General features: G+C 63.7%; 12 protein-coding genes. 8 read left to right on the plus strand and 4 right to left on the minus strand.

Annotated features, from left to right (window positions below; genetic code table 11):
- The first annotated feature begins 3 nt into the window (after nt 1-3).
- The 3 genes from B0D78_RS07500 (at nt 4) to B0D78_RS07510 (ending at nt 3,167) form a co-directional block, all read left to right on the plus strand.
- The gene (locus B0D78_RS07500) at nt 4-1,032 is read left to right on the plus strand and encodes a hypothetical protein (protein ID WP_078016356.1); all 1,029 of its coding nucleotides are present in this window, start codon (nt 4-6) and stop codon (nt 1,030-1,032) included.
- A 149-nt stretch (nt 1,033-1,181) separates the two neighbouring features.
- Nucleotides 1,182-2,411: a class I SAM-dependent rRNA methyltransferase gene (locus B0D78_RS07505; RefSeq protein ID WP_078016357.1), complete on the plus strand. Its 1,230-nt coding sequence runs from the start codon at nt 1,182-1,184 to the stop codon at nt 2,409-2,411.
- A gap of 24 nt (nt 2,412-2,435) precedes the next feature.
- A complete protein-coding gene (locus B0D78_RS07510) occupies nt 2,436-3,167 on the plus strand; it encodes a glycosyltransferase family 32 protein (protein ID WP_078016358.1) in 732 nt (243 codons plus the stop codon).
- A gap of 58 nt (nt 3,168-3,225) precedes the next feature.
- Here the strand turns inward: B0D78_RS07510 and B0D78_RS07515 are convergent, their stop codons facing one another.
- Genes B0D78_RS07515 through B0D78_RS07525 form a run of 3 tightly spaced genes read right to left on the minus strand, consistent with a single transcriptional unit; the run spans nt 3,226 to nt 5,932 of the window.
- Nucleotides 3,226-4,392, minus strand: a complete 1,167-nt coding sequence (locus tag B0D78_RS07515) for a glycosyltransferase family 4 protein (protein ID WP_078016359.1) — start codon at nt 4,390-4,392, stop codon at nt 3,226-3,228.
- The gene (locus B0D78_RS07520; RefSeq protein ID WP_078016366.1) at nt 4,389-5,261 is read right to left on the minus strand and encodes an NAD-dependent epimerase/dehydratase family protein; all 873 of its coding nucleotides are present in this window, start codon (nt 5,259-5,261) and stop codon (nt 4,389-4,391) included. Before B0D78_RS07520 ends, B0D78_RS07515 begins: the two co-directional genes overlap by 4 nt.
- Before the next feature lie 5 nt (nt 5,262-5,266).
- Nucleotides 5,267-5,932, minus strand: a complete 666-nt coding sequence (locus B0D78_RS07525; RefSeq protein ID WP_078016367.1) for a sugar transferase — start codon at nt 5,930-5,932, stop codon at nt 5,267-5,269.
- Nucleotides 5,933-6,088: 156 nt separating this feature from the next.
- Here B0D78_RS07525 and B0D78_RS07530 point away from each other — a divergent pair, with 156 nt between their 5' ends.
- Nucleotides 6,089-8,242 carry an ATP-dependent helicase gene (locus B0D78_RS07530; RefSeq protein WP_078016360.1) on the plus strand — a complete coding sequence of 718 codons (2,154 nt, stop codon included), beginning with the start codon at nt 6,089-6,091 and terminating at the stop codon, nt 8,240-8,242.
- A gap of 234 nt (nt 8,243-8,476) precedes the next feature.
- On the opposite strand, the gene B0D78_RS12565 is transcribed toward B0D78_RS07530, so the two are convergent.
- Nucleotides 8,477-8,794 carry an IS30 family transposase gene (locus B0D78_RS12565; protein WP_143521780.1) on the minus strand — a complete coding sequence of 106 codons (318 nt, stop codon included), beginning with the start codon at nt 8,792-8,794 and terminating at the stop codon, nt 8,477-8,479.
- A gap of 36 nt (nt 8,795-8,830) precedes the next feature.
- Between B0D78_RS12565 and B0D78_RS07540 the strand changes: the two genes are divergently transcribed.
- From B0D78_RS07540 to B0D78_RS07555, 4 genes are read left to right on the plus strand one after another with little or no spacing between them, the layout of a single operon-like run.
- A complete protein-coding gene (locus B0D78_RS07540; RefSeq protein WP_205948274.1) occupies nt 8,831-9,559 on the plus strand; it encodes an alpha/beta hydrolase in 729 nt (242 codons plus the stop codon).
- Nucleotides 9,556-10,347, plus strand: coding sequence for a TatD family hydrolase (locus B0D78_RS07545; protein WP_078016362.1), 792 nt, complete (start codon nt 9,556-9,558; stop codon nt 10,345-10,347). The genes B0D78_RS07540 and B0D78_RS07545 overlap by 4 nt, the downstream gene beginning before the upstream one ends.
- The gene (gene tgt / locus B0D78_RS07550) at nt 10,340-11,467 is read left to right on the plus strand and encodes a tRNA guanosine(34) transglycosylase Tgt (RefSeq protein ID WP_078016363.1); all 1,128 of its coding nucleotides are present in this window, start codon (nt 10,340-10,342) and stop codon (nt 11,465-11,467) included. The genes B0D78_RS07545 and tgt overlap by 8 nt, the downstream gene beginning before the upstream one ends.
- Entirely contained in the window at nt 11,454-12,422 is a 969-nt protein-coding gene (locus B0D78_RS07555; RefSeq protein WP_078016364.1) for an L-threonylcarbamoyladenylate synthase, read from the plus strand. Before tgt ends, B0D78_RS07555 begins: the two co-directional genes overlap by 14 nt.
- Nucleotides 12,423-12,859 lie beyond the last annotated feature (437 nt).

Here is a 12,859-nt window from a genome sequence, read left to right on the forward strand (position 1 = left end):
GTCGTGAAAAAGAAGCGTCTTCTGAAAATCGCGGCGTGCGCTCTGCTGGCGCTCGCTTTCGCGGCCGCGCCGTCGCAGGCCTCCGTGGAGAGCGCGTTGGAAGCGTGCCGCTCCGAAAACGGCCTGCTGCCCGATCGGCCCGGCGGCAGCACTTATTCGTCGGAAGTGCTTGTGCGCGAACTGCGCCTGCGTCTGCTGCAGAACGACCGTGAGCGCTTTGAGGCGCTCTACCGCTTGGCGGTGAAGCACTTCCAGTCGCCGCTGATGCTGCTGTACCGGCAGCTGGACGCTTCTTTGCAGCCGGTAGCGTGGGAGGACCGCACCGCGACGGACCTGCAGTTCTGCCGCGTGCTGCTCGACGCGGCGGAACGATGGGACGAGCCGCACTACCGCGAGCGGGCGCTGAAAACGGCGGGGCGCATGCTGCGCTTCAACGTCTACCGCAACGTGCTGATCAACGGCGCCTCGTGGAAAGAACGGGAGTCCGGGATTTTCAGCATTTACGAGCCCAGCCACCGTCTCAGCCTCGGCGCTGTCGACGTGAAGGCGCTGCTGCAGCTGCAAAGTTTTTCTTCCCAGTGGGAGCCGGTGGCGCAGCGCTGTCTCGGCATCCTGCTGGCGGGGAGCGGCGCGCAGACGCTGCGGCTGGCTTACGACGTGGACAAGCGCAGTTACGTGGACAGCCAGGACGGTTCTCTCGACGCGCTGTTGATCATGGCCAATCTGCTGGACGGCGGCCTTGTGCCGCTTCATTCCATGGACCGTCTGGTGGAAAGGCTTCGCGCCGAGCCGACCTGTTTCGTCGAAGGCGAACAGGCGTCGCTGGCGGCCGCTTCGCTGGGCGCTTACGTGCTGGCTCAGGCGGGGCGCGCGGCGGAATCGCGTCAGGTCTTTCTGCTTCTTGAAGAACAGTTCGGCGCCGGCGGAGAGCTGCTGCGCGCTCCCGGGCAGCAGCCGTCGATCCTGCACAATCTCATGTATCTGATCGTGCGCGAGATCCTCGAACCGGAAAGAAGCATGGAGGCCCGCTGAACGAGAAGCTTTTCCGAAAAGAAAAACAGGGGCGGACGACCGGGAAAATTTGGCCGTCCGCCCCTGTTTTTGCCGCAAAAGCCGGTTCGCATGATGGTATAATGGCGAAAAATCGCGGCCGCTCGGGCCGATCTTCGAGGAGTGCGATCATGAAACAGGAACGACATTATCCGCGCTTCGCCGTCACGCCCAAGGCGGAGCGCAGCGTCAAAAGCGGCCATCCGTGGGTCTACGGCGAAGAGGTCACGGACGTTCGGGGACAATACGCCCCCGGCGATCTCGTCGACGTGGTGAGCCGCGGCGGAACGTACCTCGGCACGGGGTTCGTCAACGACCGTTCCAAGATCCGCGTCCGCCTCATCTCCGCCAACGCCAACGACCGCTTCGACGCCGCTTTCTTCGAGCGCCGTCTGCGCTACGCGCTGAACTACCGCAAAACGGTGATGGGCGATCAGTACGACTGCTGCCGTTTGATCTTCGGCGACGCCGACAACTTTCCCGGCCTGACCGTGGACCGCTTCGACGACGTGCTGGTGGCCGAAGTGCTGTCGCTCGGCATGGACAAGTTGAAAGAGCTGCTGTTCCCCATGCTGGTGCGGCTGCTGCGCGAGGGCGGGCAGAAGATCAGCGGCCTGTACGAGCGCAGCGATTCTGTAATCCGCGACCTTGAGGGCCTGCCGCGGCACAGCGGCGAGTTCGCCATGGACGGCTGCTCGCTGGCCGGGCGCCGCACGGCGCGCATCTGCGAGAACGGCGTGCTCTACGACGTCGACTTCGTGGAGGGGCAGAAGACGGGCTTCTTCCTCGACCAGAAGTTCAACCGCGCTGCGGCGGCCCGCCTGTGCGCCGGTCTGAACGTGCTGGACTGCTTCACCCACACCGGCTCGTTCGCGCTCAACGCCGTCAAGGGCGGCGCGGCGCACGTCACCGCCGTGGACGTTTCCGCGAGCGCTCTGGAGATGGCGCGCCGCAACGCCGCGCTGAACGGCTGCCTCGACCGCGTGGACTTCGTCGCCGCCGACGTCTTCGACCTGCTCGCCGACATGGCCTGCCGCGCCCGCGGCGAGTACGGCATGATCATCCTCGACCCGCCTGCCTTCGCCAAATCGCGCCGCAGCGTGCGCGACGCCGCCCGCGGCTACAAGGAGATCAACCTCAAGGCCATGAGGCTGCTGCCCCGCGGCGGCTACCTCGCCACCGCCTCGTGCTCCCACTTCATGACCGACGAGCTGTTCCGCCAAACGCTGGCCGCCGCGGCCGCCGACGCCAAAGTCAGCCTGCGCCGGATCGAAGCCCGCGGCCAATCCCCCGACCATCCCGTCCTCTGGGGCGTGCCGGAAACCGAGTACCTCAAGTTCTATCTGTTTCAGGTGGTATAAAATCAGCGTCAGGGGTGAGAAGACGTGGCGATTCCCAAAATCATCCATTACTGCTGGTTCGGCGAAAAGAAATTCCCCGCGCTGGGACGCCGGTGTCTTGCTTCATGGAAGAAATATCTGCCCGATTACAGGATCGTTCTTTGGAACGAGCTGAATTTCGACCTTTCCGCGTTCCGGTTTACACGGGAAGCGGCGGCCATGAAAAAATGGGCCTTCGTCTCGGATTTTCTGCGGATTTACGCCTTGTATCATCAAGGCGGGGTTTATCTGGACAGCGACGTCGAGGTGCTGAAGCCGCTCGATGGCTTTTTGCGGCATCGCGCTTTTACTGGATTCGAGCGTCCCGGCTGTCCCGTGACCGGGATCATGGGAGCCGAGGCGGGACACCCGTGGATCGAAGGATTGCTCGATGACTACGTGCGGAAACGTTTCGTCGATGAAAACGGCGCTCCCGATCTGACCCCGAATACGGGACTGATCACGCGGGACCTTCAGGAACGGTACGGCGTGCTTTTGAACAATCGAAAGCAGTTTCTTGACGACGGCCTGTGTATCTATCCGCAGGAGATCTTTTGCCCGCTGACCCTGAAAGGTGAAAATTACGGAAAAAATTTTGCCGGCGCCTTTACGGTCCACTGGTTCGCGGGCAGCTGGCGTCCGCCGGGCGCCCGTCTGGTGAGCGGGCTGGGGAGAGTGCTGCGGAAAGTCCATCTGTATAATGCGGCGCGGCGGATCGTGCGGGGGAAAGACGCCTAGTTCCCGTCCCGCCGGGAAACTTGCCCTCCCCGTCGCGGCGGCACAGCGCGGAACGGAATTATCGTTTCTTTTGCCGAGGCGCGGGAGCTGAAGAGAGAAGTCCGGCGTAGAGTTGTTCGTGCATTTTTTGGAGGCGTTCGATGGCGTAGTTTTTGACCTTTTCCGAGGCCCGTCTGACGTGCTCTCGGCAAGGCGCGGGCGCGCCGAAAACGGCGTGGAACGCGTGTGCCAGCGCTTCCGTGTCGCCTACGGGCACGAGCGTGCCGCAGCCGCCGGCGAGCAGGTCGCGCGTGCCGCGGACGTCGGCGCCGATCGCCGGCGTGCCCATGGCCATGGCTTCCAGTATCGAACGGGGCAGACCTTCGCGTTCCGAGGGCAGCACGGCGGCGGCCGCGCCTTTGAGCAGCGCGGGGACGTCGTCGCGCTGGCCGAGGAAGTGGCAGCGTTTTTCGACGCCGCAGCGGCGGGCCAGCGCTTGCGTTTCCGCGAACAGCGGCCCCTGTCCGGCGAAGGCGAGATGAAGGCGCGGCTCCTCGATTCGTGCGAGCGCCCTGACGGCGTCGCGGTGGCGTTTGCCGGGATTGAACTCGGCGATCATGAGAAGGTAGAGCTCCTGCGGCATCAGCTGCATTTCCCGGCGCGCGGCGGCGACCTGCGCGTCGCTGACGGCGCCGCTGCTGTATCGCGATAGATCGACGCCGATCCCCGGCATCAAGGCGACGTTTTCGCGCGGAACGATGCGGTGTTTCTGCGCGGCGTCGTAGTCTTCGCGGTTGATGACGACCAAACGGTCTGTCCAGCGCCCGGCGAGTTTCTCGAGGGCGATGAACAGGCCGTTTTTTATTTTCGAGTTGCCCTTGAAGAAATGAAAGCCGTGCGCGGTGTACACGACCTTGACCTGCCCCGCCGCGCGCAGGCCGCGCAGGGCGAAGCGGGCGACGAACGCCGCTACGGGCGTGTGGACGTGAACGATGTCGTATTTTTCGCGAGCGACCAGTTCGCGTACGGCGCGCGGCGCGCGCGCGAAATTATGCGGGTCGAGAGGGCGGCGTCCCCAGTCGACGGCGTAAAAACGATCGAAATGACTTTCCGCGGCGGGAAAGGGATCGCGCGCGTTGGCCATCGCGTCGACCTGCCAGCCTTGGGCGCGGAAATAATCGCCGTAAGGAAGCAGGAAGTCGCGCAGCGTTCTTTGGATCGTTGTCGCAATAAGAAGTTTTTTCATCGTAAATTCTCGAATGCGTTCAGCGTTTCCACGAGAGATTGCTCGAACGGCACGATATCGTACTCTTCGCATCGACTTAACTCCCGAGCGTAGCAGAGAGAGCCGAAGGCCTTGTCGACCGCCGGCGTGAAGCGGCGCAAAAAATACAGCGTGGGATTGAGAAGTCTCGTGAGAGTGATGTTCCGCCCCTGGAGCGCGCCCAGACGGCGCACCAGATCGGAAGTGCCGACATAAGCGCTGTTTTGCGGGAAGAACGTGCCGGAGTCCTCCCGGTCGACGATCAGGCGGAGCTGTTCGCAGAGGTTGCCGATATAGATCATGCTGCGGCGGTTTTCCACTTTGGGAAAAAGCGGCAGGCGGCGCGCGCATCCGATCAGCGCGGGAAAGTTCCCCCCGCAGCCCGGGCCGTAAATCAGAGGGGCGCGGACGACGGCGATCCTGAACGCCGGCGCGGCGAGCGCGGCGAGTCTCCCTTCGGCTTCCAGCTTTGACTGTCCGTAAATGTTCGACGGCGCGGGGACGGTCCCGGCCGCGATGATTTTTTCCTCTCCCGGCGGCGCGCTGTCGCCGTAAACGGCGATGCTGCTCATGAAGACGAACTGTCCGACGCCCTCGCGACGCGCCTTGAGCGCGGTCTCCTCGGCGAGGTCGCGGTTGACGCGCCGATAAAACTCGTCGGGCGCGGCGGACAGGTGCGCGATCCCCGCGCAGTGAATCAGGGCGTCGTAACCGGCGAAGCTGTGCCGGCGCCACTCCGCGCCGCGCAGGCTGACGAAGTCGGTCCGGTAGCGGCCGCCGAAGCGTTCCAGCCATCTGGCGAAAGAGCGTCCCACAAAGCTGCGGGCGCCGGCGACGAGAATTTTTTTCATGGCGGTCAATCCTTCGCGCCTTTGATCTTTTCGAGCGCGCGGGGCCGCTTGATCTCCGTTGGCGGCGCGATGATCGTTTCCCCTTCGCCGGCGTCGATGCCGTTGCGGCGCAGGACGACGGCGGCGGTGCGCCAGAGGATCTTGAGGTCGAGCCACAGGCTGAGGCGGTCGACGTATTCGAGATCGTACTGGAGGCGCTTTTCCCAGCTCATGGCGTTGCGGCCGTTGATCTGGGCCAGTCCCGTGAGGCCCGGGCGGACGGAGTGGCGGCGCGCTTCCTCTTCGCTGAAGAGCGGTAAAAAATCGACCAGCAGCGGACGCGGCCCGACGAGGCTCATCTCGCCCTTGAGGACGTTCCACAGCTCGGGCAGTTCGTCGAGGCTCGAACGGCGCAGCCAGCGGCCGAACGGCGTGAGGCGCTCCCGGTCGGGCAGCGGGCGTCCCGAAGCGTCGACGGCCTGGCGCATGGAACGGAACTTGTAGTTCAGAAAAATCTTTTCGCCGCGCCCCGGGCGCGGCTGAGCGAAGACGACGGGAGAGCCCAGCTCCCTTTTCACCCGCAGCGCGACCCGGATCATCAGCGGGGAAAAAATCAGCAGCGCCCCCAACGATCCGACGATATCCATAAGCCGCTTGAGCGGCAGATAACTTTTTCCGCTGATCAGGATCATGTCTTTGGCCTCCGCGAAGATTTTTTTCATTATATCCCACCGGCCGCGAAATGGGGCGCGGTTCCTTCCCGCCGCGTTTCGTTTTGCCGCCGCCTTGATTTCTTCGGCGCTTCCTGTATGATGATTGGTATTCGTGGAAGAAAGGGGGCGGCGGCGTTGGAAGACATTCTCGAAGGGCTGAGCGCGGCCCAGCGCGAGGCCGTGACGGCGACGGAAGGTTACGTGCGCGTCATCGCCGGCGCCGGATCGGGCAAGACGCGCGCCCTGTCGCGGCGCTTCGCCTGGCTGGTGGAAGGGCTGGGCGTGATGCCTGGGCACATCCTCTGCGTCACCTTCAGCAACAAGTCGGCCAACGAAATGCGCCAGCGCATCCACGCGCTCACCGGCGACAACGACACGGGCTACGTCAACACGTTTCACGGCTTCTGCGTCTCCGTCCTGCAGGAGGACAGCCACGCCGTGCAGTATCCGAAAAGCTTCATCGTCCTCGACAACTCCGACATCGACGACATCCTCAGGATCGTTTACGCCGAGCGCGGCCTGACGCTGCGCGACATGACTTTCGCCGAGGCGCGCGACATGTTCGAGATCCGCAAGCTCTTCAAGGAACCGCTGTACTGCCGCGACCTGATCGCCCTGCCGCTGGAGCGGCTGCGCAAAAAGTACGAGGAAGCCGCGGAGCCGTCGGACATTTTGTTTTACGGCTATCTCTATCAGCAGAAGAAATGCTTCGGCCTCGACTACAACGACCTGATCGTCTTCACGCTGCACATCTTCGAGCGCGAGCCCGAGATCCGCCGCAAGTGGCAGCAGCGCCTCGAATATATCATGATCGACGAGTTCCAGGATATCGACGGGCTCCAGTACCGCCTCATGGAAGCCCTTTGCGGCTTTCACAAGAACCTGTTCGTCGTCGGCGACCCCGACCAGACCATCTACACCTGGCGCGGCGCCAGCGTCAGGTACCTGCTCGATTTCGACGCCCGCCACCCGGGCACGCGCACGATCATGATGATGGAAAATTACCGCTCCACGCCGCAGATCCTCGCGGCCGCCAACAGCCTGATCGACAAGAACGAGACGCGCGTCAAAAAAGACCTGCTCCCCGTGCGCGCCCCCGGCGCCCCGGTGCGCTGCTTCCACGGCGAGACGGCGGAGGACGAGGCGCGCTGGATCGCCGCCGAGATCAAAAAGCTCCGCGAAGCGGACGCGCCCTACAAGTCGTGCGCGGTGCTGTATCGCGCCCATTACCTGACGCGCAGCCTGGAAGCGGCGTTTTTGAAGGAGAAGATCCCCTACACGATCTACGCCGGCGTGCAGTTCTACGACCGCGCCGAGATCAAGGACGCGCTCGCCTACCTGCGCCTGGTCGCCTACCGCGACGACCTCGCCTTCCGCCGCGTGGTCAACGCGCCGCGGCGCAACATGGGCGCGCGGCGCATGGCCTTTTTGGAAGAACAGGCGGCGTCTCGCGGCTGCTCGCTGTGGGAGGCGCTGACCGCGACGCTGGACGAGGAGATCTTCAAGGGCACCCGCGCCGCCGCCTTCGTGAGCCTGATCGAACGGTTTGCCGCCGCCGGCCCGGCCTTGCCCGTGTCGGAAGCGCTGTCCGGACTCCTCGACGAAAGCGGCTACGAAGCGATGCTGCGCACCGAGGGAGCTCAGCAGCGCCTCGACAATCTGGCCGAGTTGAAACAGTCCGTCCACGAGTACGAGACGACCTGCGGCGAGGAAAGCGGCGTCGCCGATTACCTCCGCCGCGCGGCGCTGTTCACCGACGGCGACCGCGCCGAGTCGGCCGACACGGTGCGCTTCATGACCGTGCACGCGGCCAAGGGACTGGAATTTCCCCACGTGTTCCTGTGCGGCATGAACGAAGGCGTGTTCCCGACGCGCCGCACGCGCACGCTGCACGCGATGGAGGAGGAGCGCCGCCTCGCCTTCGTCGCCGTGACCCGCGCCCGCGACGCCCTCTGCCTGACGGAAGCCGACGGCCGCACGCTGGACGGTTCGCCGCGCTATCCGAGCCGCTTCATCCTCGACATCGACCAGGGACTTCTGCAGTACGTCACGCCGCCGCGTCCCGGCCTGATCGAAGAGGCCCGATACCGCATCGCCGAGAGCGAAAAGCAGCTGCGCCGCGACAGCCGGATCGAGGCGCTGCCGCTAGGTACGGCTGTGACGCACCCGGTTTTCGGTCCCGGCGTGATCGTCGAAGCGGATGCGGGCGAACTGTGCTACACGGTGCGCTTCGACCGCCTCGCCACGCCGCGCCGCCTCAGCTTCAAAGCGCCGCTGACCAAGGTGTAGCCCGCGCGTTTTGACGAGCCGGGCATGTTCGATGCGCGAATATTCGATCCAAGAGCAACGAAGTCGAGTGGAAAACCTTATCAGGAGATTTCCAGCCAAGACATTTACGCGGGCGAATGTTTAAGCGGTTGACATACATTTGGATGATTTCGTCGGGTATCTCCGTAACATCCCTCTTTAATTGGGAAAATATCCCCTCAAAAGCCCGTCGGTGTTCTCGTTCGTTCCTCTCCGTCATGGTTGATGCGGCTCGGGATAATAGAGCTTGATCCCTTCAAGACCGGCGCTGATCTGTTCGCAGTTGGAGAACTCGCAGCCACGGTCGGGGGCAACGCTCTTATGCGGCGGGTCTTTCAGCAGGTCGATGACGGTCCTGGCGACGCAGTCGGCGGTCTTGCTCTCCGCCTTGCGGCACAGAAGCATACGGCTCTTTCGGTCGACCAGAGCGGCACGACAGGCTTTCCCTATTGTGCCGCACACGGTATCGGCTTCCCAGCCGCCCAACCGCCGTCTTTCATTGGCGACCTTGGGACGCTGGGTAAGCTTGAACATGAGTGGAACATTTTATGAAAAGAAGTGGATGGAACGATGGACGCGGGGATGAGAGAAGAACGGCTCGAGATCGACGGCATTCCCATTTTGATCCGTGGAGAGGCGGCTGAAAAGGCGTTTTTGATGATCCACGGTCGGGGCGGCTGCAAAGAAGAGTGCCGCGATTTTTCGGGATTGGCGGCGAGCCGGGGCTGGCAGACGGCGGCGCTCGATCTGCCGGGGCACGGCGAGCGCCGCGGAGAGCGGAGCGGCCTTGTGCCCTGGAATGCTGTGCCGGAACTTAAGAGGGTGACGCGCTGGGCGCGTTGCCGGTGGGAATCGGTCGCCCTACGCGCGGTCAGCATCGGCGCGTGGCTTGCCATGCTGGCTTGCGCCGACGAGAAACTGTCCGGCGTCCTTTTCGTTTCGCCGCTGCTCGATATGGCCGGTTTGATCCGCAGGATGATGCAACGCGCCAGAGTGAGCGAGGAGCGTCTGCGCCGCGAAAAAATCGTCCGCGCGGCGACGGGGGAGGAGCTTTCATGGCCGTATTACGAATACGCGCGGCAGCATCCGGCAAGCGTCTGGCGTCAGCCGTGCGAAATTCTCTTGGCAGGCCGTGACGAATTGACGGACCGCGGCGCCGTGGAAAAGTTCGCGATGGCTTCGGGCGGCCGCGTGACGGTGATGGAAACAGGAGAACATTGGTTCCATACGCCGGAACAAACGGCTTTCATGCATCGCTGGGAAGAACGGGCGCTTGCCCGGCTGGAGGTTTTATCATGAACTACGTCGACAGCCACTGCCATCTCAACTCGCCGGAGCTGCGCGGCGGCATTCCCGCGGGGCTGGAGCGGGCGAAGGGCGCGGGCGTCGTCCGCATGGCGGTGATCGGCAGCACGCTGGACGACAGCGCCGAGGCGCTGGAAATCTGCCGCCGGTACAAGCCGTACGGTTTGTTCCCCGTGGTCGGAATCCATCCGCACGAAGTCAAGGATCTGCCGGCGGGCGAACTGCCGCGGGAGCTGCTGGACATGGCCGCGCTTCCCGAAGTGAAAGCCTGGGGCGAGATCGGCCTCGACTACTATTACGACCTGTCGCCGCGCGCCGTGCAGATCGAAAAGCTGGCGCAGCAGTTGGAAGCCGCCAAGACGCTGAACAAGCCCGTGGTCTTCCACGTGCGCGACGCCTACGACGATTTCTGGCCGCTGATGACGGCGGAACGCGCGCCGGAAAAGGCGGAGTTGCACTGCTTCACCGGCTCCATGGACGACGCTCGCAGGGCGCTGGACCGCGGCTGGAAGATCGGCGTCACGGGGCTGGTGACGTTTGCCAAAGCGGAGGACGTCCGCGCCGTCGTGCGCGGGCTGCCGGCGGAAGCGATCCTGTGCGAGACCGATTCGCCCTGGATGTCGCCGAAACCGTTCCGCGGCACGGTCAACGAGCCGTCGCGCGTGCCGCTGGTCTACCGCAAGGTGGCCGAAGTGAAAAACATGGCGCTGGAGGAACTGACCGCCCAGGTCTGGCGCAACAATATGGAATTTTTCGGTCTGGAGGAAGCCGCACGTGTTTGAGTATCGATTGATCGCACAGGATCCCGAGACGGGGGCGCGCGCCGGCGAGTTCGTCACGCCGCACGGCGTGATCCCCACGCCGGTTTTCATGCCCGTGGGCACGCAGGCCACGGTCAAGGCCATGAGTCCCGACGAGCTGAAGCGGATCGGCGCCAAGATCATCCTGTCCAACACCTACCATCTGTTTTTGCGCCCCGGTCCCGACCTGATCGCCAAGGCCGGCGGGCTGCACGGCTTCATGAACTGGGATCGCCCCATCCTCACCGACAGCGGCGGCTTTCAGGTGTTCTCGCTGGCCGGCATCAACAAGATCATGGACGACGGCGTCGAATTCCAGTCCCATCTGGACGGCACGCGCTATCTGATGACGCCCGAGCTGGCCACGCAGGTTCAGGAGAAGCTGGGCGCCGACATCGCCATGTGCTTCGACCAGTGCGTCAAGCTGCCCTGTTCGCGAGAGCAGGCGCAGGCCGCGGTGCAGCGCACGCTGCGCTGGGCGGCGCGCTGCAAAGCCTCTCATACCCGCGCCGGTCAGGCGCAGTTCGGCATCGTGCAGGGAGCGCTGTTCGACGACCTGCGCGCCGCCTGCGCCGAGGAACTGGCGCGGATGGACTTCCCCGGCTACGCCATCGGCGGTCTGTCGGTGGGCGAGTCGCACGCGGAGATGTACCGCTGCCTCGACGCCTTGATGCCGCGTCTGCCGGAGCGCAAGCCGCGCTATCTGATGGGCGTCGGCCATCCCGCCAATCTGATCGAGGGCATCGCCCGCGGCGTCGACATGTTCGACTGCGTGCTGCCGACGCGCAACGGCCGCACCGGCACCGCGTTCACCTGCGAAGGCAAGATGAACGTCAAAAACCGGCGCTACGCCGAGGACTTTTCGCCCATCGACCCCGAGTGCGGTTGCTACGCCTGCCGCAACTTCACGCGCGCCTACGTGCGCCACCTCTATCGGGCGGGCGAGATCCTGGCGGTGCGGCTGCTCTCGTGGCACAACATCCATTTCCTCGTCCAGCTCGCGGCCGGCGCGCGGCAGGCCATCGTCGAAGGGCGCTTCGGCGCTTACCGCCGCGAGTTCATGACGCGGTACGAAGGCGGCGCTTACCTTGAAAACGTATGACAATATCGTCCCCGTCGATTTCTGGAACCCCGACCCGGCGGTGATTGCCCGCGCCGCGGCGCTGATCCGCGCCGGCGAGCTGGTGGCCTTTCCCACCGAGACGGTCTACGGACTTGGCGGCAACGCGCTGGACGGCGAGGCGGTGAAAAAAATTTACGCCGCCAAAGGGCGTCCTTCGGACAATCCTCTGATCCTGCATTTCCCCAGCCCCGAAGCGGTGGAGGCGGCGGCGTATGTCGACGCTCGCGCCCGGCGGCTGATGGAGCGCTTTTGGCCGGGGCCGCTGACGCTGGTGCTGCCGGCTCGGGACTGCGTGTCGAAGGAGGCGCGCGGCGGGCTGACGACGGTCGGCTGCCGCATGCCCGATTATCCTGCGGCGCTGGCGTTCTTCTCCGCCTGCGGCGTGCCCGTGGCCGGACCGAGCGCCAACCGCAGCGGCCGCCCCAGCCCCACGAACGCGCGGACCGTAGCCGAGGACATCGGCTCTGCCGCGGCGATGATCCTCGACGCGGGCGAGTGCCGCGTCGGCGTCGAATCGACCGTGCTCGACGTGAGCGGCGCCGTGCCGGTGTTGCTGCGCCCCGGCGGCGTTGCCATGGAAGAGTTGCGGGAATTTCTCGGCGAAGTGGCGCTGCCCGTCGGCGTCAACGAACTCAAACGCTCGCCGGGGACCCGTTACCGCCATTACGCGCCCGCGGTGGAAGTGCGCGTCTGGGAGCCTGGCGCGGCGTTCGCCTGGCCGGAGCGTTTCACGTACATGGGCGTGGCGGCGGCGGAAGAAGAGCCCGCGCGCCAGATCCGTTTCGACAGTTTCGCAGCGTATGCCCACGGCCTTTTCACGGCGCTGCGCGAGCTGGAAAAAGACGGTCTGCCCATCGTCGCTCAATGGCCGCCGCTCGTCGGCATCGGCCGGGCGCTGCGCGATCGCATCTCCCGAGCTGCGGGGCTGGCCTGAGACGAAAAAAAATTTCAGGCTTCCCGTTCGGAAGCCGGAAATTTTTTGGTAAATTTTCAGAGTAAATGCAACCTCGTCAAAGTAAATGCGACGGGGTTGCATTTACTTTGACAGGACAAAAGCAGCAAGCAGTCATTACGAACACATAATAACGATCAAGATTGCGCTAACGGAACAAATTCAAGGGGATGAAAAGCTGTTACGAGGAAATTGTCCGAAAAAAGTGCATACAAAAGTGATCCTCAACTGAAAGCAAAATTTTCAGTTCAGAGTTAATGCAATCAAGAAATTAAAAAGGAGCCGTTATTTACCGGCGAGAAGAGTCCGCTTTAAACAGATATCCTGTGGCGGAATAAGTTCGAGTCCGAGTAAATGCAATACATCCTCGCCATACAGGTTGATAAAGATCTCTGCAGGAGATTTTCCGTTAAATTTTT

It is taken from the genome of Pyramidobacter sp. C12-8 (genome assembly GCF_002007215.1).
Taxonomy (GTDB): domain Bacteria; phylum Synergistota; class Synergistia; order Synergistales; family Dethiosulfovibrionaceae; genus Pyramidobacter.

Bases quoted from the DNA above. Each gene is read 5' to 3' on its own strand.
- B0D78_RS07505 (WP_078016357.1), top strand. From the start codon at position 1,182: ATGAAACAGGAACGACATTATCCGCGCTTCGCCGTCACGCCCAAGGCG.
- B0D78_RS07515 (WP_078016359.1), bottom strand. From the start codon at position 4,392: ATGAAAAAACTTCTTATTGCGACAACGATCCAAAGAACGCTGCGCGAC.
- B0D78_RS07520 (WP_078016366.1), bottom strand. From the start codon at position 5,261: ATGAAAAAAATTCTCGTCGCCGGCGCCCGCAGCTTTGTGGGACGCTCT.
- B0D78_RS07525 (WP_078016367.1), bottom strand. From the start codon at position 5,932: ATGATCCTGATCAGCGGAAAAAGTTATCTGCCGCTCAAGCGGCTTATG.
- B0D78_RS12565 (WP_143521780.1), bottom strand. From the start codon at position 8,794: ATGTTCAAGCTTACCCAGCGTCCCAAGGTCGCCAATGAAAGACGGCGG.
- B0D78_RS07540 (WP_205948274.1), top strand. From the start codon at position 8,831: ATGGACGCGGGGATGAGAGAAGAACGGCTCGAGATCGACGGCATTCCC.
- B0D78_RS07545 (WP_078016362.1), top strand. From the start codon at position 9,556: ATGAACTACGTCGACAGCCACTGCCATCTCAACTCGCCGGAGCTGCGC.